We start from the raw sequence: 20,554 nt of genomic DNA, 5'->3' as shown, positions 1-20,554 counted from the left end.
TTGAAGAATGGGGCGCACATGGCCCTGACTGCCGCATGCCGCTACGGCATATCCTCGCCGTGTCATCGCCCGGAGCGCTTTCCACTTCGGGAGCCATGAGCGGAGGCGTTTCGATCTGCGCCCGGCCTGTTCAACATCTGAGCACGCCCCGTCGCGACATCGCAAGAGCCGTGGGAAGCACACGGCGCCGTCCCGGAAATCCCGGACGTCGTTTCGCAGGAGCGGTGGGGCGTACTCCGGTGAACTCACCGGGGGCGAGCGGCTCTCGTCACCCTGCGGCGCCGGGGACTCTGCGGGTCCGGACGGGCGGCCTCCCGGCCGGCGGCCCGCCCGGCGTGTGCAACCGCGGAATTTCCGCGATTGCACGACCACCCCCGTGACATCTTGGGATCCTTGCGCGGGATTGCGCCGAAACCGCCCTTCACGGGCATGCACGGTGAGCTCACCGTACGATTTCCCGCGCGTCAGGCCGCAGCCCGACCAGGTGAGGCACCAGGAGACACCCACGTCGAGGACATGAACACCTCAACGAGATCCTTTTTAAGGAACCTTAAACAACTAGCCTGCATTATTCGTGCAACAGAAGCCCCATGAGCCGCACTTGACTCCCCATTGACCTCGTCCAAGCGCATGACGCATGATCATCGATGGACGCACCAGTGGGGGAGTCACTTCATGAATACGCCCGAAATCGAGCTGACCAAGCATGATGTCGAAACCGTACTGAGGCAGTTTTCACCCGACGAAGACCTACCAGTGGTGGAGGTTCCGGTCACCGATTTAGTCCTCACGGAATCACCTCGCTCGAAAGGGATCTGCGCGGCCCACGTCGACACGCTCGCGGAAATCGACGGCACCCTCCCTCCCATCCTCGTGCATCAGGATTCGATGAAGGTGATCGACGGCCTGCATCGAGTGCAGGCGGCCATCATCAGAGGAGAGTCGGAAATCCGGGCCCGGCTTTTCAGGGGCAGCGACGAACAGGCCTATCTCCTGGCAGTGAAGCTTAACACCATGCATGGCCTGCCTTTGCAATTGGCGGACCGCCGCAACGCCGCCTTACGGATACTCGGAATACACCCGGAATGGTCGAACCGGGCCATTTCCGAGATCACCAGCCTCTCCGACAAGACGGTCGCCAGATTGCGCGGCCAGAAAGCAGGGGCGCCCGAGAGGCAGAAGCGCAGGGTGGGAAAGGACGGGAGATACCACCCGCTGGACGTCAACTTCGGGCGCCAACGAGCGAGCCAGTTCATCACCGCCCGTCCGGATGCCTCACTGCGCGAGATCGCGAGGGCCACGGGCGTGTCACCGAACACCGCGAGGAGGGTGCGCAACAGCCTGCGGGAGGGGCAGAACCCACTCCTCGGACCGACCTCCAAGGACGCCGGCACGTTCATGGAGGCCGACGGCGACGACCGTTCCCTGCGTTCCCTCGCGAAGGCCGTCTCGTCGCTGCCTCTCGACGCCCGGGGGCCGACGTGGGTCAAACTCAAGCGCGACCCCTCCCTGCGGTCGACGGAGACGGGACGCTTCCTCCTTCGCAGCCTGAGCCTGCACGCGCTCACCTCCGACACCTGGGAGAGGGTGATCGAGACGATCCCTCCTCACTCCGCCAGGGCTGTGGCTGACGTCGCCCGCAGGTGCGCGGCGGCCTGGCAGGAGCTCGCCAACAGGCTTGAGGAATCCGGGGACTGACCCGCCTGCCGCGATCTCTTGACGTCTCGTCCTCGTCTGTCCCTTCCAAGGAGTCCGCATGTCCCCCGCGATCGCCCACGAGCACGAACAGGACCTCTGGCGCTCGACGTACACGACCGCCGAAGGCTGGAGCAGGGACGGAGTCTTCTCCGGCCACAGAAGCGCGGCCGCACCGGCTCTCGCCCAGAACGGCGCCACCCTGTTCTGTGTCCACCGGGGAGCCCGTCAGGGTGTGGCGAGGAACGTCCCGCTTCGCTGGACGTCCCACACCGCGGTGGACGTCAAGGGGCTGCTTGCCGAGGTCGACGAGGTGAAAGCCCGCTACCGCGAGGGCCTGCCGGCCGCGGACCGAGCGTCCTTGGACGCCGACCTGTCCAGGACGACGGCCGCGGTCGACGCGGCCCGCCGGTGGACTCCCGACGCCGATCTCGACCACGGCAACCTCGCCTTCCACACCCCCGCCGTCGCCGCGTACGCGGGAAGCGTCCACGCCGTGCACCACCGCTTCTGGGACGACGGCCGCGGCGCCCTCGGAACGACCCGCCGACCGGCCGACGGCCCGTGGGAAGAGGTGCGGAGGCAAGGCGACGACCACGGCCCGGGACGCTGGCCGGGCCTGGCCGTCTTCCGAGGCCGGCTGCACCTGGTCTTCGCCGTCGACGGAGCCGGTGGGGAACTCGGAGGCTCGACGGGCGGGACCGTCCAGCATGCGACGCTCGCCGAGGACGGCGCGTGGGTGCCCGTCCGGCACGGGCGCGGCAGTGCGCGGCTCGCCGTGGTGAACGCCGAGCGGCAGCAGGCCCCGGAGGCAGCCACGATGCGGCCTCCGGGGAACTATGCCCTGGCCGAGCACGAGGGCCTTCTCCACCTGCTCTACCGCCAGGAGTACGACCTGCGCCTGTGGCACGCCACCTACGACGGCGACACGTGGAGCGAGGCCGTCGCCCTGGACGGCCTCACGAGCCGCCGCGGTGCGTCCCTCGCCTCCTACGACGGCGGGCTGCACGCCGTCTATCCCTCTCCGGACAGCGACCTGCTGTGCCACGCCGTCCACCGGGACGGCGTGTGGAGCGCAGGCGAGGTCATCGCGGGCCACGAGAGCCGGCACGACCCGGCGTTGGTCGCGTACGTCGACGTGGACGGCAGCCGGAGTCTGATCCTGGTCCACCGGGGCGTCGACCGCTCCGCGCCCGCGGCGCCGAGGAGCGGTTCCACTCCCCCGGCGGGCGTGGGAGGTCCGGCGGGCGTGGAAGGCCCGACGGGCGAGGACTACTCCTCCTCGGACGGCCTCACCCGGGCCGTCCACCGCATCACGCTCCGCCCGACGGCCTCCCGAGGAGGCGGCGGCCACGCCATCGAGGCCCGCTGGACCGCGACCGTCGAGTACCGGCGCGGTCCCTTCTGGTACGAGGACGAGGGATCCTTCAGTGGCGAACTCCGGCTCCGCCGCAGCGACGGCGGCGGAGCCGGGGACGGAAGCGGCGTCCTGGCGGCCCGGAGCGTCCGGGGCGAGGCCTGCGGGGGGCGGTACGAGTCCACCGCACTGTTCGAGGGCCTCTCCCCCGGTACGTACGAGGTCGCGCTGGCCGACGGCCGCAAGACGAACGGCTACTGGTCCAGCGGCGGCCCGGACGGCGCGGCCGATCCCGCAGCCGCCGAGATCGACCTCCACCCCGTCCGTACCACTCTCACCATCACCGTCTGACCCGCCGGACGACGGCCCTCCCCGGCCGGCCGCCGCGTGATCCCCACGCGGTGGCCGGCCACAGCCGTATCCGGTTCGCCCGGCAGCCGGCTCAGGCTCCGACGCTCTGGTAGCCGCGCATCCGCACCTGCCACCACTTGAGGGCGGCAGCGAACCACACCAGGCCGATCAGGGGGGCGGCCACGGCCGCGGGCGCCGAGAGGTGGAGGGAGTCGGTCTTGTCCAGGAGGACGCTCGACGGGATGTACGCGACGACGGCCACGGGCATCACCCAGGTCAGACCCCACGTCAGGGCACCGCCGAAGACGCGCGTCGGGTAGGAGCCGAACATCAGGTAGATGTTGTCGACGAGCTGGCTCGCCGCCCACGTCTGCACGGAACGGAAGCTCAGGGACGAGACGACGACCGCGGCCGCGCCTTCGGCGAGCGCGCCCCCGAGGACCGCGAGCACCAGGTAGGCGACGCTGAGCGGGGAGAAGTCGATGTCCACCAGGTTCACGGCGATCGCGAACAGGATCACCGCGGCCATCACGTCGCCGATCACGTTCATCCGGAACCGGCTGGTGACGATCTGGAGGAACGGGTGCAGCGGCCGCACCAGACAGCGGTCGAACCGTCCTTCGCGGATCGTGGTGTCCATGATCGCGACCTGGTTGAACGGGACGACCCAGACGGCGTGCGCCATCAGGCGCAGCGAGTACAGGAAGGCCAGCTCTCCGAACGTCCAGCCGGCGATGGAGTCGAAGGTGCGCAACACGGTCCAGACGAACGCGATGCCGCTGCCCTGGTAGACGAGGCCCAGCGCGAGCAGCATGACGAAGTTCAGCCGGTACTGCATCTCGCCCCGCACCGCCGCCCGGTAGAGCAGCAAGGTCATGCGCATGCTTCCCACGGCCGTCACCCTCCCTGGACCACGATGCGGTGGAGCGCCCGCGACCAGATCAGCCGGACGGTGCCCGCCAGCAGCACGATCCACAGAAGCTGGACGCCGATCGCCTGGGCTGCTTCGACGCCCGCCAGCCGGCCTCCGTAGAGGGCGACGGGGGTGAACGTCATCGCCTGGAACGGCAGGAGTTCGGCGACCGTCCGCAGCCAGTCCGGGAAGAAGTACAACGGGACGAGTACTCCCGCCAGGAACTGGCTGACGAGGGTGAAGAGCATGCTGAAGGCTCCGAGTTCGGTCGTCCAGAAGGCCCCGAGGCTGACGATCAGGTTGAGCAGCATGGCGATGCCGAACGCGACGAGGAGGCTGAGCAGCCAGTACCCGAAGGCCGCCGGGGAGGCGGGTGGCCCGAGCGTCCCGACGAGCGCGACGAGGGGAAGCGCCGCCAGCGCGAACAGCACCATGGAGAGGGTTCCCCCCGCGAGATGGGCCAGCATCTGCGGTACGAAGCCGGCGGGCCGCAGGATGTCGAAGGCGATGCGTCCTTCCCGGACCTGCGCGTACAGGTGGGAGCCGACCGCCGAGTCCTGCATCGCCCAGTTCTGGAGGTTGGCGATCGTCAGGTAGACCAGGACGTCGGCCAGCGCGACGCCGTCGACCACGGCCGCGTCGCCGTACAACGCCGTCCAGACCTTGCGGAGGATGAAGATCTGGAGGATGACGACGGCCAGCATGAACAGCGCGTTCTGACGGTAGGTCATCGCGATGCGCAGCCTGGCGCGGACGATCTGCAGGTAGACGGGCAGGTTGCGGAGGGGCCCAGCGGGACGCGTGGCCTGGCCGGCGCTCATACGGCGATCGGACGGTTGCCGTACAGGGTGTGCATGACGTCTTCGAGCTCGGGCTCCACGATCGAGAGGTCGGTCACGGGACAGCGGCTCGTCACCGCCGCGATGATCTCGTGGGCCGAGATCCGGTTCGCCTCGAAACGTATCCTCAGCGTCGGTCCCTCCTCCGCGGTCACGTCGCCCGGGACTTCGGGGCCGAGCAGTTCCGCGGCCCGGGCCGCTGTCAGCCCCGTCGCGAGCTGCACGACCAGCGTGCGGTGGGGCGCGTACGCGGCCTTCAGGTCGGCGACACCGCCGTCGTAGAGGACCCGCCCCTGGTCGATGAACACGACGCGCTTGCACAGCGCCTCGACGTCCATGAGGTCGTGCGTGGTGAGAACGATGGTGGTGCCGCTCTCCCTGTTCATCTCGGCGATGAAGTCGCGCATCCGGTCGCGCGCCACGGCGTCCAACCCGATGGTCGGCTCGTCCAGGTAGAGGATGGACGGTTCGTGGAGCATGGCCGCGGCGAGGTCGCCCCGCATGCGTTGGCCGAGGCTCAGCTGGCGGACCGGGCGGTCCAGGAAAGGGCCCAGGTCGAGCAGCTCGACGAACCCGTCCAGTCTGCGGCGGTACGCCGCCTCGGGCATCCGGTACATCTTTCCCAGCAGGGTGAAGGAGTCCACCAGCGGCAGGTCCCACCAGAGCTGGCTGCGCTGCCCGAACACGACGCCGATGTGCATCGCGTTCTTCTCACGGTCCCGCCAGGGGGCGTGGCCCTGAACCTCGATCACACCGCCGGTCGGGACGAGCACCCCGGTCATCATCTTGATGGTGGTGCTCTTCCCCGCCCCGTTGGGCCCGAGATACCCGACGAGCTCGCCCTCCGACACGGTGAAGTCGACGCCGTCGACGGCCCGGACCTCGTCGTACTGCCGGGTGAACAGGGTCCTCAGGCCGCCGAACGCACCCTCGTGACGGCGTGGGCGCCGGTAGTACTTGGTCAGTCCCTCTGCTCTGATCAACGTCGGCATGCGGCATCACCGAACCCGGGAGCGGGCGAGTGGGCGGCCGGAACCCGGTGGAACACCGGGGATAACTGCTTCGCCGTCGATTCCGTACTCATCGTCATTCTGCGCGCTTCCTCCAGGAGATTTCACCGCGAAACCCGGCGCTATGCGGTCGCGTCTGCCGCAGCCGATGCGCCGTGATCCGCCCCGGCCATTGCCAGATGGTGCATCACGAACCTGGCTTCCTCAAGCTCGTGCCATGTGACCACCGGAATGAGGCCGCCGACCCCGAGCGTGCTCAATGCCGCCGATCGGACCTTGTCATCGGGAGTCCATCCGCCGGGGCGCAGTCGTTCGCTCGCGAGACCGATCAGATACGCCGCGGCCCAGAGCTCGCGCGCCGCGGCAGGGCCGATGGCCCCCTCGACGTACCGGGCCGCCTGATCTCTCCTTGACCAGGCGCCCCAACTGGAGTCGACCCGGGCGGCGTCCACACCGAGTGCCTGCTCCGCCTGGCGCCAGGGCGTCCGCCGCCAGACCCGGCGGCCGGCACGTTCGCCTTCGAGCACAAGGGCGTACGTCGCGCCTTCCCGATAGTGAGGAACGGCGTTCAGCCCGTCGAGCACGTCGGAACCCGGTACACCGAGATTCCGATGGCTGCACGCGGACCGCCATCTCTCGGCGGAATTTCCGGCGATGCTCTCCGTTCCCTGATGCTCGATCAGATTCGGGATCGACACGACGACGGGTACGTGATGACGCTCCAGATAATCCAGCATCACCGCGTCGTCCTCACGCCGCTTCGGAACAATGGGACGCGCCTCTTCCGAGAAACGGGCCGCATGCTCCACAGGAAGCATCAGAGCCAGGGTCGGCGTATAGATCTCGTCTATCGCCTCCACCCACCCGGCCCCGGCGAGTGCGCCCAGCCGGACCGCAGAGCCGTCGGGTCCGTCCCAATTCGCATAGAAGGCCACGGCCGAACGAGGAAACCTCACCGCTGCCGCACGCGCGACGGTCAGCAGATCCTCCGACGGCACGACATCGTCCTGAAGCACCAGATGGTGCGTCGCGCCCTCCTCGAACGCCGCCCACGCCTCGACGCTCGTCCGCAGAGGGTTGGGCGCTCCACCGGGCTCCGGATCCGTGACCACCGTGACCTCGCCGCCGAGCAGGGCGACCAGACCGCTCGCCATCGCGGAGCGGGCCGGGTGGGTCATGACGGTCACGCTCAAGCGGGCCGTTGCCATGGTTCAGCCTCGACAATCGAGCTAGAGGAAACGTTCACGGCCGGTTCCCCAGGGTCGCGGGCAGACGTGGGCGGGCCACGCGAGGAGATCCCGCGCCCCCCGAGCGATGCCGTCTCCACTCCCCGCGCCCTTCCGGGCGCCCCCGCTGGTACCGGCTTCCGAAGACTCCGCTACCCCACCAGAGGCCTCGCGCCCTGTCCACCCGCGTGCCGCGCGGGAGCGCTCACGCTTCTCCTCCTCGTCCCGCGCTTGTACGATCTCGTCGCCGGACCCATGGCTGGAGCCCTTCCGCAGCGGCGGGCCGCGTCAGGCCCGACCCCGGCCGGGCCTCGGTGACGTGCCGCTCGGTGAAACCCGGGCAGGTCACGGTGCGCGAGGAAAGTCGGCTGGGGCCGGGCGCGCGAACGGGGCGTGGCGTCAGTCCGCGTCGCGCGGGTCGAAGGAGCGGGTGTCGACCGTCAGCGGTTCGGGGAAGGCGCCGGCCACGGCATCCCAGCGGACGAACTTGAATCCGGTGCCCGCCCGGTCCCCGTCGGCAGGGGTCGCTTCGCCGTCGTGGGTGATCAGCATGCCCTTGGGGAAGTTCCGGCCCAGGGGTACGTTGACCACGGTGGAGCCGTCGGAGTGCTGCACGCCGTCGACCGCGCCGTCGCCGATGCGGAACGAGCCGACGTACGCGTTGTCGCCCTCGCGCTCGTAGACGGCGAAGGCGTTGTCTCCCTGGCTGGAGGCGAGCACGTACCCCGTACCGTCCGCGGCGTGGTACACGGTGATGCCCTCCGCGTCGGCGCTCAGGTGCTCACCGCCGTAGCCGGGGTCGTGCGCCGCGTCGAGGGCGCACTCCTCCTGTGTCGCGTCGTACGTCCACGGCGTGCCGTACTCCCGGACGCGATCGACCAGCTTCGGTTCCTCGAACTTCTCGTCGTCCAGGTCGATCCGCCACAGGCCCACGCGTTCCTGGGCGGCGTACAGGACGTGCTCCTCCAGGTCGACGGCCATGCCCTCGACCTGAGGGCGCTCGCCGGGGTCCGCGCACGGGGTCCACGCCCTGCCGTCGGGCAGGGTGAAGGTGGCGGGCAGGTCGAGGGTGTCCTCGGTCCGGTAGCCGACGCGCCCGCCGCGGTCCTCCAGTCGCAGGAGCCGCAGACGGGTCTCCTCGCGCTGCGACACCACCACGTAGGCGTCGTCGTCCTCGCTGAAGGCGGCGAGGCCGTAGGAGGTCCGCTGGTTCTCGACCTCGCTCTCGTCGGCGGCGAAGACCGGTGCCACGCCGGGAGCGGTGACGTCCCTCAGGGGCGGCCTGCCGGCCGCGACGGCGGCCGGGTCGATGGCGTACGCGCGGACGCGGTCACGGCCCCGGTCACTCACGAGCGCCAGGTCCGTCTTCCGGCCGCGCAGCTCGAACCCGTAGACGATGTCGACGTTGTTGAAGCGGCCGGGCTTGGCGTCCTCGTCCGGGGCCGCGGGCGCCGCGATGTGCTGCAGCCGTCGTCCGTCGAGCCCGTACACGTCGAGGCCGGCCTCCTTCAGCGTGCCGACGACGATGCTGCGGCCCGGATTTCGGGGGTCGACCCAGACGGCCGGGTCATCGGCGTCGGCGTTGCCGCCCGCCTCGTCGTCGTACACCGCCGGAGTCTCCACGGCGGCTGTGACGGTCACCGGGGCGGCGGGACCGGTCGTCAAGGCGAACGCGGTGGCCAGCGCGGTCAGGGCGCTGAGGGCGAAAGCACTCATGCTACTCCTTGGTAGGAAGGTGAACGCCCGGGAGGCTATGGGGACGTGCCGAAGGCATCGGAACGTGGCCGTGAACAGCGGGTGACCTTCTGCGCGTTCCGCCGGTACGGGGCCGACGGTTCGATCGGCCCCTGTGCGATGAACACGGGATCCAGCCGACCCGCCTCCCCTCGACGGCGCCGACCGGGCCCGCAGCCACCGGGCGCCGGCTGCCACCGGGTGATCAAGGTGCGGTGCGGGTATGTGCAGAGCGTAGGAAACCGCAAGAAGGCCGGTGGACGTGCACCCGTGCACCTCCTTCCAACCCGGAGGGTTGGTTCTTCCGCCGGCCGAACGGCCGGGGACCTCTTCCCCGGCTCAGGTCGTTGACGCCCTCGTGACGGCCCCGTCACCCGTGAATCCGACGACCTGACTGCGCCGCACCAGGAATCCCCCGCGTCAGTGCCAGGGGTGCCGTGTGCCCGCGGAAAGGCGCGCGCCATGCTCCTGGAGCCCTCGGGCCCGGCCACCGGGGCGTCACTCCCCGTGCTCCCACGGGTGCGCCGGCTGTGCGAGGGGCTCGGTATCGCCCTGACCCTCACGGTCCGTCCCCGGACCGCGCACACCCCGCCTGTCCAGACGGTCACACCTGGCGGCACTGCCGTCCCCGAACCGGAGGTGCAGCGCTCATGAAGAGCGACGACCGCGCCGACTGCGAAGACCCGTACGCGCCCGCCATCAGCGGTCACATCTACAGCGGCCCCGACGGAGCCAGCGTGTACCGGCAGGCGACCCGGTACGACGGCACCGCGCTCGTCCACGCGACCGGAGAGTTCGACATGGACAGCGTCGCCTGCCTGCACCGTGCCCTGGCCGACGCCCGCAACGACGGCGCCACCCTCATCCGGCTCGACCTGACCGCGGTCACCTTCGGCGACTCCTTCTTCCTCCACGCCCTCATCCGCGCCATCAGGAGCCCTGGCACGCTCATCCTGGCGGGGCCCCTGCCCACCCACCTGCGCCACCTGTTCGACCTCACCGACACGACCCAGCTGTTCGTCTTCGAGGCCTGAGGAGAACAGCGGGCATGCCCACCTGGTCCGGCCTGTCGCTCAGGCACCGGCGTGCAGGTACGCCGCCCAGAGGTACGGGTTGCGGCTACGGTCGTACGGGCCTGGCAGGTCCGTGCCGTCGCGGATGCCCCGGACCGCCTGATGGAGCGCCCACGCCGCGCGGTCGGTGTCGGGTGGTTCCGAGCCGGTGCGCAAGGCCGTGTAGAAGGCGTCGGCAAGGGTGGCGGCCGTCCGGTCGTCGATGTCCCACAGGGAACCGATCACATGGGGGAAGCCGACGAGCTGGAAGGCGGACGCGAGGTGCACGGCCTCGTCCCGGAGTCCGCCGCCGGCCGTCGCCGAAGCGCTGCCGCACGCCGACAGGTACGCCAGCCGGGCGCCGTCCAGCTCGGCGGGCAGCAGGTCCTGGACGGTGAGGGGGCTGTGCTGATGGTCGTGCAGGAGGAGCCTGCTCTCCGAGGGGTCGGTGCTGTGTGTCGTGCCGTGGCACGCGAAGTGCGCGATCGTGGCGCCGGGGAGCCTGTCCAGCACCTCGGAGCGGACGGCCGGGCCGTCCGCGGGCGGATCGGTGGCGACCTCCGGGTTGCACAGGAAGGTGACCTCGCCGACGTGGGTCCTGACCCGGGCGACCTCGTCCAGGGCCTGGGAGAGGGGGGCGCCGCCCGGCAGCCCGGGAGTGAGCGGCATGGCCACCAGCAGCGCGTGGTGCGCGACGGGCCCGGCCCCCTGCCGCCGTGCCTGCTCGCGGGCGTGGCGCAGCGCGCGCAGGGTGGGGGTGTACGAGCTGATCACGCGGTCCAGCACCCGGCGGCCCGCAGGGCCGGTGCGGTGGCCGGCGGCGTGCAGCGGCAGCAGCCCCATGACCCCGCCGGGCGCCCACCACAGCCGCGGCCACGGCTCGCCGTCGCCGGGCGGCCCCGTGTGGCCCAGTGCCGTCAGCACGGGCTCGGCCACGCCGTCCCACAGCCATTCCAGCACCGAAGCCATGGCGTCCTGTGCGGTCGCGACCTCAGCGAAGTCCTCGGTCGTGGCCACCGTGTCGACGGCCGTGCGGAAGACCGACACCTGGCGGCCGACGGTCGCCGGCTCCAGGGCCGTGAGCCGCACGGACGTGAGGTCGTCCCGGGTCAGCAGCAGCGCGTCACAGCGCAGCTCGCTGACGTTCAGCATCACCACGGCGCCCTCCGCGGCCTCGGCGCGCGCCTCGTCGAGCGTCGGCGCCTCCCCGAAACCGCCCAGCCGCGCCCGGACCTGCCGGGTGAGGTCGGCGAGCTCGGCGGCCCGGCGGCGCTGTTCGGCTGCCGCGCGCGCCCGCCGGCCTGCCTCGGCCGCGATCTTCGAGTCCCCCACCGGAGGCGACGCCTCGGGGACCGGGTGCTCGACCAGGCCCCGTACCTCCCGGAATCGCGCGACCAGTTCGGGATCGGTCCGGGCGAGTTCCGCCAGGTCGCCGCGGGTGCCGAGGGCGTGACCGAGCAGCACCGACCGCCCCGATTCCAGGACGCGGAAGGCACGTTCGGCCCGCTGCCGGTCGGTTCCGCGCCGGGCCGCCAGCACGAGAGCGGCCGCCGTTCCGGTCGACCCGCCGAGGCGGGACAGCATGGCCTGGCGGTCCGCCCGGAACGCGTAGAGGGTGGCGAGCCGCGGCAGCAGACCGATGGCGGCCTCGGCGAGGTCGGCCGCTCGGTCGGGGTCCTCGGCCGCCAGCATGCGAGCGACGACGAACGCGGCGGTGATGCGGACGTCCGCGTCCGCTTCCTCCTCCTCCCACGCCCGGACGCCCCAGAGGATCGCCCCGGCCCTGTCGTCCGCCGCGCCCCCGCGGTCGTGCCGGTCGCTGAGGACGCCGGCGAGGATCGATGCCGAGACGGCGGCGGCGGGACGCCCGGCGGGCAAGGCGTCCAGGACTGCCTCCAGGTGGCCGGCCGCCCGGTCCAGGTCGGTGGCGGCGTCCGCCGCCCCGGGGCTCAGGGCCCGTGCGTGGAGGGCGTTCGCCAGGCCCGACAGCGAGGCGAGCAGGCTCATGCTGCCCGGGTCCGCCGTCTGGACCGCGGCGGTCAGCGCGGCGATCGCCCGGTCCAGATCCTCCGGCAGGCCCCGGGCGTCGTAGCGGCGGTGCAGGGCGGCTCCGAGGTGATGGAGGGCGACGGGCCGGTGCGTTCCGGCCGCCGCCGCGGCCTGCTCCAGCAGGTTCACACCGTGCTCCAGGAACTCGGGCTCCCCGGTGCGCTCGTAGTGGTCGACCATGAATCCGCCGAGGTCGCTCGCCCGTTCGGGGCGCGCCGGGTGGTCCGGCGGGGTCACGGTGAACGCGGTGTACGCGTATCCTCCCGCGGCCTCCAGGTCCGCACGCTCCTCCGTGCGGCCGTAGCGCAACCGCAGGGCCCAGGCGAGCCGTGCCAGCCGCTCTCCGTGTTCGGGCCCGCGGCCCGGTTCGTGCGCCACGGCCTGCGAGAGCCTCTCGACGGCTGCGTCGACGTCCTGGAGGCGGCCGGCGCACTCGTAGCGCGTGAGCAGGGCGGTGCCGAGGCCGTGGAGCAGCCGTCCGTGGTCCGGGCTGTCGACGGGACAGTTCTCCGAGGCCGATGTGAAGGCCGCCACGGAGGCCTCGGCGTCCTGCGCGCCGCCGGTCCGGAAAGCGCGCGACTCCAGCATGCTCCCGAGCGAGATCAGCAGCCCGGTGCGCTCCGCCGCGTCCTTCAGCGGCAGACGCAGTGCCTCCTCGCAGCGCGCGACGGCTGCGTTCAGGTCGTCCGGGTCGCGGTGGGCCTGGTAGCGGGCCCGCAGGGCCGAGCTCAGGAGCGCGAGGCGGCCCGAGCGGGCGGGGTGGTCGGGAGCGGTGGCCCGGACCGCCTCCTCCAACAAGGCCACGGCCTCGTCGTAGTCGTCCGTCACGGTGCTCCGCTCGCGTCCGCGCCGTCCTCGGGGGACGCGGGAGAGCCGGAGGCCCCTCGCGCGGCGAGGGCGGTGCCGAGGAGTGAGAGCATGTCGGCCCGGTCGGGGTGGTCCGGTTCCGCCGTGGCCAGGGCGGCCCGGTAGTAGGCGATGGCCATATCCAGCCAGTGCGTCGCCTCGGGCTCGGCGTCGGTCCGGCCGCGCAGCCGGCACATTCCGCCGATGCCCATGAGGGTGATCGCGGGGTCGTCGTCGTCCTGTCCCGGGATCGGTCCGGGCACGGGAGGCACGCTTTCGGTCATGAGCCGCAGGATGTCCCGCGCCTCGTGGACCGATTCCCGCCGTCCCACGGCCTCCGCCCGCCGGGCGCCCACCCGTTCCCGGTCCGCGTGGCCCTCGGGCACGTGCGCGAGCGCCAGGTCGAACTGGGCCACGGCAGCGTCCAGGTCCGCCATCCGGTCCGTCCGGGCGGCCAGGTCCCGGAGCGCCGCGCCCAGGTACTCGTGGATCCTGCCCCGCTCGGGGTCGTCCGGTGGCGCGACCCGGTCGGCGGTGCGCAGAGAGGCGAGGGCCTCGGTGAGGTCCGCGGGGTCGGCGGCCACGGCGAACCGTCCGCGCAGCGCGCGGCCCAGCTGGAGCAGACAGGAGGGCGAGTCGGGTGACAGGGCCACGGCCTCCCGGAACTTCACGACGGCACCGTCCAGGTCGCCGCGGTCCTCGGTGAACCCGTACCTGGTCAGCAGTACCTGCCCCGCGTCGGCGAGGTCGCGCGCTCCGGAGGCCTGCTCCTGCCGGGCGGCGGCCGCGGCCGTGAACAGCTCGACCGCCGAGTCCAGATCCGAGAGGTCGGGGTCCGGGCCTGCGCGCACGACGCGGAGGTGGAGGGCGACGGCCAGGTTGGACAGCCGCGTGGAGCGGTCGGGCGACTCCTGCGGCGTGTCGCCGACGATGCGGTGCCAGAGCGTCACCGTGTGCGCGAGTCGCTCGGGGTCGTCGACGACCAGCAGGCGTCGCAGCGCGTCCTCGGCCTCGGCCTCGGCACCGTCGGCGAGGTAGGGCAGCAGCGGCACGGGCAGGTGGGACACGCCGTTCTCGTAGCAGGTGGCGAGGAGTTCGAGGGCGCGGCGGATCCGTGGCTCGCGTGCCCCCGCGGGATCGAGGTGGGCCCGGTACCAGGTCAGCCAGCCGAGGACCTGGCCCACGTACAGATCGGCGTATGCGTTCTCGTCGAGCCAGGATTCCAGCCTGGCCACGCGCTCCTCGGCCTCCGGTCGGCCGAGCCCCGCTATGTCGTTGGTCTCCTCGATCACCCGCAGTTCGTCCAGTACCGCGGACAGCAGTTCCTGCCGCAGCGCGTCCCCGGAATCTCCGTGCATGCCGCCCCGCCACCTTCGATGGACACAACTCTCGTACACAGCAACGAACTTGCCCCATAATCTCCCATGGAGTGCATGCTGTACACAGGGGGGTAAAGTGCCGCAATCCGCTGAGGTCCGCCAGGCGATGACCAGGGCCGCGACGACGGCCGTGTGCGAACGGGGGGAGCGCTACCGGCCGTTCCTGGTGTCGCGGATCGGCGACGCGGACCCGTTGGACCGCGCGATCGACGCCCTGCGCACCGGAGCCGATCCCGTGGCCGCGCTCGACGAACTCGACGCCGCGCTCCAGGCGTCAGGAGACCCCCACGGCCTCTACGGAGCCTTGCGCGGTGTGCATGATCCCTCCACGGCCACCGGCATCGAGCCCTCGACGGCGGGAGAGTCGGTGTACCTCTGCCCCACGGACCGCTGTTCCCGCTTCTGGCTGCCCGACGACGTGTCGCCGACGGAGCGGTGCGCGCTCTCCGAGGCGCCGTTGCGGCGCAGGAAGCTGTAGCGATGCTGACGGCCTTCGCGTCCGAGCTGGGGAAGAAGCTGGCCGAACGCTGGATGTCCCTCCTCGTGCTGCCCGGCGCGCTCTACCTGGCGGTGGCGACGGCCGGCCACGCCCTGGGTCACGGGCACGCACTGGACCTGTCACGACTGGTGTCCTGGCTCGATTCCCTGGCCAGGACGAAGGCCGAGGAGGGCATCGGCGGGGCGACCGTGCTCGTGCTCGGCGTGCTCGTGGGAGCCGCTGTCGCCGGCATGGCCGCCCAGTGGCTGGGCACCGCACTCGAACGCCTCGCGCTGGCTTCGGAGTGGCGGCGGCTGCCCGCCTGGCCGCGCCGGTGGGTCGCGCGGCGCGTCGACCACCGACGGGACGAGTGGAGGAGCGCCGCCCGGGAATGGCACCGGCTCCGGCAGGCGGCGGCAGCGGCCGCCGCGGCGCGGCAGGTGCACGATCCCGCGCCCCGGCTGGCGGCGCTCCGGTCCATGCGTGACATCGCCGAGGAGTGTCCGGACAGGCCCACCTGGAGCGGAGACCGGCTGAACGCGACCGCCGTCCGCCTGGAACGGGACCTGGGGCTCGACGTCGCCGTGTGCTGGCCCTACCTGTGGCTGCTGGTCTCCGACGGCGAGCGCGCGCAGCTCACCACCGTCCGCGACGACCTCGCCCGGGCCACGGCGCTGGGCGGGTGGGCCCTGCTGTATCTGCCGCTCTTCGTGTGGTGGTGGCCCGCCCTGCCGCTCGCCGCGGGCATCGCGGTCACGGCCCGGCGCCGCACCCGTGCCGCTTCGGACGCCTGGGCGAGGGCATTGGAGGCCACCTGCCGGCTGCACCTGCGCGAGGCCGCGGACCGGCTGGGGATCGACACCGCCGCCACCGCACCCCCGTACGCCCTCGGACAGGAGGTCACACGCCGCCTGGAGGGCTCCCCGCCGCCCGCGCCGTGACGGGCCGCACCCCCTCGCGCGCGGTTTCTGTCTGCGGGTGTCAGCCCTGGCAGACGCCGCGCGTGTAGTCGTACGTGGCGGTCGTCTGCGAGTACTTCCACTGCGGGGCGAGGAGCCTGTCCGCCAGCTGGCGGGCGGCGGCGGGGCTCTCGATCACGTAGCCGAAGTCCTGGAGCCAGGAGGGGTACAGGTTCTTGGAGCCGATGTAGAAGGCGGCGTCGTCCACGGAGACCAGCTTGTGGTGCTGCGCGTACGGCTTGCCGTCCGCCCAGGTCGGCTCGTCCGAGGCGCGGAAGGTCGCGAGCTGCAGGTTCCGGCACATCGCCGCCCGCGCCTTCGGCTCGTCGCCGGTCAGGACCTTCAGACGGCCGCGCAGGGCGTCGCTCACCTCGGACAGCGACTTGATCTGCGAGTAGCCGCCGCTGCCGATGGTGCCGCGGTTGGCCGGGTCGCTGACCACGATGCGCACCTTCACTCCGGCGGCGAGCTTCGCGGCGAGGGTGTCGTAGAGGCGGATGTCGTAGCGGGGCAGCGGCGGGCAGGTCGCGTTCATGTCCTGCTGAGAGATCTCGATGTGCTCGGTGGCGCTGGCCACGAGAGCGCGCAGGGCGGTCTCCTCCGGGTTGACCGTGTCGTAGTCGCGGTCGGCATTGGTGTAGTCGTGCACGCCGAACCCGCAGGTGGTGTCGGAGGCCGTCGGAAGGACGGGCCGGAACGACGAGGACGGATCGCTCTGGCGGATCCCGACACCGAGGCCGCCCACCGCGAGGGCCGGGACGTCACCGTCGGCCGGCGGGGCGGCGGGCCGGGGCAGGGTGGGCAGACAGGCCGCGCCGTTGGAGGAGGCGAACCAGACGCTGGTCCAGCTGCTCTTGTTGCGGCAGGTCCAGTCCCACAGCGTGTCCAGGTAGCGGCCGGCGGAGCCGGCGGCCGGTCCCGACAGCGCGAGGTCGACGTCGTTCACCGGGTGGGCGGTGTCGAGGTAGTCGTCCTTCCAGCTGTTGATGCCGCCGGTGATGACCGAACTGCCGTCCACGACGACCAGCTTGGAGTGGTTCCAGGAGAATCCGGTCTTCGAGGTCGTCATCGAGGCGACGTTGAGGGTGACGTTCGCAGCAGCGGGCCCGAGCTTGGTCACCAGCTCGTCGCGGTACGAGGACGGGATGACGTTGGCGTGGTAGACGGGCGCGGCGCCGACCAGGACGCGGACCTGGAGTCGGTTGCCCCTCTGCGTCGCCTCCTTCAGGCCTGCGACGATCGCGTCCTGGAAGCCGCCGTTGGGGAACGGGGCCAGTGTGGAGATGTCCACGCTGTGCCGGGCCGCGGCGATGTCCTCGCGCACCTTCTCCAGCAGACGGCGGGAGCCGGGGCGGTCGGCGCACGTGGCATCGTCCCAGCAGCCGGGGGTCTGGAGCAGCCAGTCGGCGCCGCCGGGAGCGGAGGCGCCGAGCCGGTTGCCCTCCGTGCGCTCCCAGACGGAGCCCTCCAGGCCGGGCGAGACCTGGCGCAGGGACTGTTCGACGCTGTCGAGGTGCGGTGTGGGCGAGTCGGCGAGCGCGGGGGCGGCGGACAGCAGGAGGCTGGAGAGCGCGAGTGGCAGGGCCATCGCGCGGAAGGTGCGTGCCAAGGTGGTTCGGTTCCTTGCTTGGGGGGGGTGGCTCGGTCGACGGCGCCGCAGGCGGGGCCTCGACCTTGATCAACTCGCGTAAGTTACCAGCACGTAGCCACCAGTTCACCCCAGCCCAGGGGACTTTCGGCCGATATCGCGTCGCACGCGCCAACTGCCCCGCTAGGCCCTGCCGGTCACCCGCCTCGCCCCCGCACACGCCGTCGACCCCGTCCCCGGGTGCCCGCACACGCGGTGAGGGCGTGGCCGAAAGCCACGCCCTCACCACGGCGGTTCTGCCGTCCGCTCGGCCCGCTGCCGTGCCGACCCGTACGATCCGCCCGGAATACTCCGTCAGGTCACTCCGCCGGCAGGCGCGGCGTGCGCGGCGGCTCCGTCCGCCGGCTGCCGGTCTTCTCGAAGGCCGCCGCGAGGGTCAGCAGGGCGTTGTCGTCGTAGGCACGGCCCGCGAAGGTCAGACCGACGGGCATGCCGGTGTCCGCCATGGTGCCCATGGGCACGGTCACGGTCGGGATGCCGAGGTGGCGAGGGACCAGGTTGCCGTTGGCGACCCAGACGCCGTTGCGCCAGCCGAGGTCGGCGGACGCCACGTCGACGTCCATGTCCGCGGGGCCCACGTCCGCCACCGCGGGGAAGATCACCGCGTCCAGGCCCAGTCCGTCCATCCACTCCTCCAGGTCGACCCGGCGCGTCTCCTCGAGCCCGCGCAGCCCCTCCTCCAGGAGCGGCATGTCGGCGAGGGAGGCGTACGGGCGCTCGCGTACGAAGCGGGGGTAGTCGCCGATCGTGTCGTCGAAGCCCTCGTAGCGGTCGGGCAGCTCGCCCTCCTGCTTGGGCCAGATGCGGTCGCCGTCGACGTCGGCCAGGGTGGAGAGGGCCGGGTCGCCGTTGGCGCGCAGGAAGTCGTCCCAGGCCCAGGCGGACAGGTCCTCGATCTCGAAGGTCAGGTACTCGCGGCTGACCAGTCCGCGGGTGAGCAGCGAGGGCGCTCCGGGACGGTCGGACTCGTAGTTGGTGACCACGGGGAAGTCGACCTCGACCACCTCGGCGCCGGCGGCCCGGAGGTCGCGGCGGGCGGCTTCCCACAGAGTGATCACCGAGGCGCGCGTGTCGATGCGCTGCCCGGTCTGACCGCCGATGCCGCCGTCGGGGTTCGTTCCGGCGGCGGGGTCGGCGTTGACGTACATCCGGGGCACGCCGACGCGCTTCCCGGCGAGCGAGGAGGCGGCGGCCTCGGCGTCGGCGGGCGCGAGGGCCGGGTAGGACGCGGGCCGTACCTGCGACGGCGAGGGCAGCTCCACCCACGGCTGCGCGCGCCACAGGTCGCCGCGCGTGTCCGCGTCGTCGGCGACGATGACGTCGAGCAGTTCGAGCAGGTCGGCCATGGTGCGGGTGTGCGGGACGACGACGTCCATGGTCGGTACGAGGGGCCAGTTGCCGCGGACCGAGATCACGCCGCGGCTGGGGGTGTAGGCGCACAGCGCGTTGTTCGAGGCGGGGGCGCGGCCCGAGGACCAGGTCTCCTCGCCGAGGCCGAAGGCCCCGAAGGACGCCGCGGTCGCCGTGCCGGAGCCGTTGGAGGAGCCGGAGCCGTAGGCGCTGGTGAGCCAGTCGGCGCTGTACGGGCTCTCCGCGCGGCCGTACACGCCGCGCTGCATGCCGCCGTTCGCCATGGGCGGCATGTTGGTGAGGCCGATGAGGACGGCGCCGCCCGCACGCAGCCGCTCGATGGCGAAGGCGTCGCGCTGGGCGACGAGGTGCTCGAACGCCGGGGAGCCGGACGCGGCCGTGAGCCCCTCGGCGAGGTAGCTGTCCTTGGCGGTGTACGGGATGCCGTCCAGCGGGCCCAGCGTCTCGCCGCGGGCACGGCGGGCGTCGGAGGCCTCCGCCTCCTCGCGGGCGCGCGGGTTCATCACGACCATCGCGTTCAGGGCGGTGGCCGTACCGGGGCGGTCGTACGCGTCGATCCGCGCGAGGTAGGCGTCGAGCAGCCCGACCGCGGTCGTCTCGCCCTTCTCCAGCGCCGTGCGCAGATCGGCGATGCGGGTCTCGACGACATCGAATCCGCTCGTCATGGGTGCCTCCTGGGTGGTGGGTAGGACAGGCGGGCCACTGGCCGTCGGGGTGACCGCGCGCAACCGGCCGTCACACACCTCATCGCTCTGACTAGACTTTCAGTCTAGACTAAAGGTCTAGATTCTTGGAACCTAGAATGAGCACCTGGATTTCCGGACCTGGAAGTGAGCTCATGCCGACGTCAGAGACCGGGCCCGCGCAGCCCGACAGCCTCCCCCCGCCAGCAGGCGCGGCCGAGTCGGCGGGCGTGGGGGCCGGCGCCGCCCGGCGATCCGCGGCCCGGGCCCCGATCGACAGGAAGCGTCAGCCCAGCGGGGACGAGGCGCGGGGGCGGGCCATGCGGGCCGCCATCAGCGTCATCGCCGAGAAGGGCACGGCGGCCCTGCGGATGTCGGACATCGCCGAGCGGGCCGGCATGAGCACCGGGCACATCCTCTACCACTTCGGCAAGAAGGACCGGCTGCTGCTGGAGGTCCTCGCCTGGAGCCAGGCGGACCTCTGGGACCGGTTCCAGAGGGCCGTCGACCAGGCCGCGTCTCCCGGCGAGAAGCTCGACCTGTTCGTCCGCTTCTACCTGCCCCGCCACCAGGGCGACGAACGCTACGCGCTGTGGACGCAGGTCCTGGCCCAGCGCCACGACGAGGCGGGCCGGCGCGTCCTCACGGAGCTGCTGGACGGCTGGGACGAGCGTCTGGAAGCCATCCTTCACGAGGGCCGTGACCTGGGAGAATTCGCCGACGTGGACCTCCCCGAGTTCACCGTGCGGGCCGTGGCCATGCTGAGCGGGCTCTCCGAGGACGTGATGTTCGGACGGTCCCGCTGGCGGCACGCCTCTCCCCACGCGTTCGCCCTGGCCGCCCTCGAACGCGAGCTGCGTCCCACCGCACAGGGCTGACGACACCGGGTGACGAGAGCCCCACCGTCGTGGATCCAGTCCCGGGACCGGGTGAGGGGACTCGCCGGGCCGGCGTGAAGTGCCGA

Annotated in this window: 15 protein-coding genes; 6 read left to right on the top strand and 9 right to left on the bottom strand. The window is 71.7% G+C overall.

Going from position 1 to position 20,554, the window contains the following annotated elements; genetic code table 11:
- The first annotated feature begins 675 nt into the window (after positions 1-675).
- Both ABTY59_RS16165 and ABTY59_RS16160 read left to right on the top strand, forming a co-directional pair.
- Positions 676-1,698: a ParB/RepB/Spo0J family partition protein gene (locus tag ABTY59_RS16165; RefSeq protein ID WP_352019565.1), complete on the top strand. Its 1,023-nt coding sequence runs from the start codon at positions 676-678 to the stop codon at positions 1,696-1,698.
- Between the two features lie 58 nt (positions 1,699-1,756).
- Positions 1,757-3,403: a hypothetical protein gene (locus tag ABTY59_RS16160; RefSeq protein ID WP_352019564.1), complete on the top strand. Its 1,647-nt coding sequence runs from the start codon at positions 1,757-1,759 to the stop codon at positions 3,401-3,403.
- 91 nt (positions 3,404-3,494) lie between these two features.
- On the opposite strand, the gene ABTY59_RS16155 is transcribed toward ABTY59_RS16160, so the two are convergent.
- The 5 genes from ABTY59_RS16155 to ABTY59_RS16135 all read right to left on the bottom strand — a co-directional run bounded on the left by ABTY59_RS16155 (position 3,495) and on the right by ABTY59_RS16135 (position 9,107).
- Positions 3,495-4,280 (bottom strand): ABC transporter permease, encoded by a 786-nt coding sequence (locus tag ABTY59_RS16155; RefSeq protein ID WP_352019563.1) that lies wholly within the window; start codon positions 4,278-4,280, stop codon positions 3,495-3,497.
- A 20-nt stretch (positions 4,281-4,300) separates the two neighbouring features.
- A complete protein-coding gene (locus ABTY59_RS16150) occupies positions 4,301-5,137 on the bottom strand; it encodes an ABC transporter permease (protein ID WP_352019562.1) in 837 nt (278 codons plus the stop codon).
- Positions 5,134-6,147, bottom strand: coding sequence for an ABC transporter ATP-binding protein (locus ABTY59_RS16145; protein ID WP_352019561.1), 1,014 nt, complete (start codon positions 6,145-6,147; stop codon positions 5,134-5,136). The genes ABTY59_RS16150 and ABTY59_RS16145 overlap by 4 nt, the downstream gene beginning before the upstream one ends.
- 140 nt (positions 6,148-6,287) lie before the next feature.
- The gene (locus ABTY59_RS16140) at positions 6,288-7,373 is read right to left on the bottom strand and encodes a hypothetical protein (RefSeq protein ID WP_352019560.1); all 1,086 of its coding nucleotides are present in this window, start codon (positions 7,371-7,373) and stop codon (positions 6,288-6,290) included.
- 417 nt (positions 7,374-7,790) lie between these two features.
- A complete protein-coding gene (locus ABTY59_RS16135; protein WP_352019559.1) occupies positions 7,791-9,107 on the bottom strand; it encodes a phytase in 1,317 nt (438 codons plus the stop codon).
- A 668-nt stretch (positions 9,108-9,775) separates the two neighbouring features.
- Here ABTY59_RS16135 and ABTY59_RS16130 point away from each other — a divergent pair.
- Complete coding sequence (locus ABTY59_RS16130; protein WP_352019558.1) at positions 9,776-10,159, top strand: STAS domain-containing protein; 384 nt, start codon at positions 9,776-9,778, stop codon at positions 10,157-10,159.
- A 39-nt stretch (positions 10,160-10,198) separates the two neighbouring features.
- Here ABTY59_RS16130 and ABTY59_RS16125 read toward each other — a convergent pair whose 3' ends face one another.
- Positions 10,199-13,054 (bottom strand): CHAT domain-containing protein, encoded by a 2,856-nt coding sequence (locus ABTY59_RS16125; RefSeq protein WP_352019557.1) that lies wholly within the window; start codon positions 13,052-13,054, stop codon positions 10,199-10,201.
- Complete coding sequence (locus ABTY59_RS16120; RefSeq protein WP_352019556.1) at positions 13,051-14,430, bottom strand: tetratricopeptide repeat protein; 1,380 nt, start codon at positions 14,428-14,430, stop codon at positions 13,051-13,053. The genes ABTY59_RS16125 and ABTY59_RS16120 overlap by 4 nt, the downstream gene beginning before the upstream one ends.
- 97 nt (positions 14,431-14,527) lie before the next feature.
- Here ABTY59_RS16120 and ABTY59_RS16115 point away from each other — a divergent pair, with 97 nt between their 5' ends.
- Positions 14,528-14,929, top strand: coding sequence for a hypothetical protein (locus ABTY59_RS16115; RefSeq protein WP_352019555.1), 402 nt, complete (start codon positions 14,528-14,530; stop codon positions 14,927-14,929).
- Positions 14,930-14,931: 2 nt separating this feature from the next.
- On the top strand, positions 14,932-15,870 hold the full coding sequence (locus ABTY59_RS16110) for a hypothetical protein (protein ID WP_352019554.1): 939 nt from the start codon (positions 14,932-14,934) through the stop codon (positions 15,868-15,870).
- A 40-nt stretch (positions 15,871-15,910) separates the two neighbouring features.
- Here ABTY59_RS16110 and ABTY59_RS16105 read toward each other — a convergent pair whose 3' ends face one another.
- Together ABTY59_RS16105 and ABTY59_RS16100 are read right to left on the bottom strand one after the other, a co-directional pair.
- The gene (locus ABTY59_RS16105) at positions 15,911-17,497 is read right to left on the bottom strand and encodes a phospholipase D-like domain-containing protein (protein WP_352019553.1); all 1,587 of its coding nucleotides are present in this window, start codon (positions 17,495-17,497) and stop codon (positions 15,911-15,913) included.
- A 338-nt stretch (positions 17,498-17,835) separates the two neighbouring features.
- Positions 17,836-19,572, bottom strand: a complete 1,737-nt coding sequence (locus ABTY59_RS16100) for an amidase (protein ID WP_352019552.1) — start codon at positions 19,570-19,572, stop codon at positions 17,836-17,838.
- Between the two features lie 173 nt (positions 19,573-19,745).
- On the opposite strand from ABTY59_RS16100, the gene ABTY59_RS16095 reads away from it, so the two are divergent.
- Positions 19,746-20,468 carry a TetR/AcrR family transcriptional regulator gene (locus tag ABTY59_RS16095; RefSeq protein WP_352019551.1) on the top strand — a complete coding sequence of 241 codons (723 nt, stop codon included), beginning with the start codon at positions 19,746-19,748 and terminating at the stop codon, positions 20,466-20,468.
- Positions 20,469-20,554 lie beyond the last annotated feature (86 nt).

This window comes from Streptomyces sp. NPDC096079, assembly GCF_040303145.1.
In the GTDB taxonomy this organism is placed as follows: domain Bacteria; phylum Actinomycetota; class Actinomycetes; order Streptomycetales; family Streptomycetaceae; genus Streptomyces.
This window is presented reverse-complemented; position numbering and strand designations above follow the sequence as displayed.

What these genes read in the sequence shown, in the direction of transcription:
- ABTY59_RS16165 (WP_352019565.1), top strand. Translation starts at nt 676, where the DNA reads ATGAATACGCCCGAAATCGAGCTGACCAAGCATGATGTCGAAACCGTA.
- ABTY59_RS16160 (WP_352019564.1), top strand. Translation starts at nt 1,757, where the DNA reads ATGTCCCCCGCGATCGCCCACGAGCACGAACAGGACCTCTGGCGCTCG.
- ABTY59_RS16155 (WP_352019563.1), bottom strand. Translation starts at nt 4,280, where the DNA reads ATGACCTTGCTGCTCTACCGGGCGGCGGTGCGGGGCGAGATGCAGTAC.
- ABTY59_RS16150 (WP_352019562.1), bottom strand. Translation starts at nt 5,137, where the DNA reads ATGAGCGCCGGCCAGGCCACGCGTCCCGCTGGGCCCCTCCGCAACCTG.
- ABTY59_RS16145 (WP_352019561.1), bottom strand. Translation starts at nt 6,147, where the DNA reads ATGCCGACGTTGATCAGAGCAGAGGGACTGACCAAGTACTACCGGCGC.
- ABTY59_RS16140 (WP_352019560.1), bottom strand. Translation starts at nt 7,373, where the DNA reads ATGGCAACGGCCCGCTTGAGCGTGACCGTCATGACCCACCCGGCCCGC.
- ABTY59_RS16135 (WP_352019559.1), bottom strand. Translation starts at nt 9,107, where the DNA reads ATGAGTGCTTTCGCCCTCAGCGCCCTGACCGCGCTGGCCACCGCGTTC.
- ABTY59_RS16130 (WP_352019558.1), top strand. Translation starts at nt 9,776, where the DNA reads ATGAAGAGCGACGACCGCGCCGACTGCGAAGACCCGTACGCGCCCGCC.
- ABTY59_RS16120 (WP_352019556.1), bottom strand. Translation starts at nt 14,430, where the DNA reads ATGCACGGAGATTCCGGGGACGCGCTGCGGCAGGAACTGCTGTCCGCG.
- ABTY59_RS16110 (WP_352019554.1), top strand. Translation starts at nt 14,932, where the DNA reads ATGCTGACGGCCTTCGCGTCCGAGCTGGGGAAGAAGCTGGCCGAACGC.
- ABTY59_RS16100 (WP_352019552.1), bottom strand. Translation starts at nt 19,572, where the DNA reads ATGACGAGCGGATTCGATGTCGTCGAGACCCGCATCGCCGATCTGCGC.
- ABTY59_RS16095 (WP_352019551.1), top strand. Translation starts at nt 19,746, where the DNA reads ATGCCGACGTCAGAGACCGGGCCCGCGCAGCCCGACAGCCTCCCCCCG.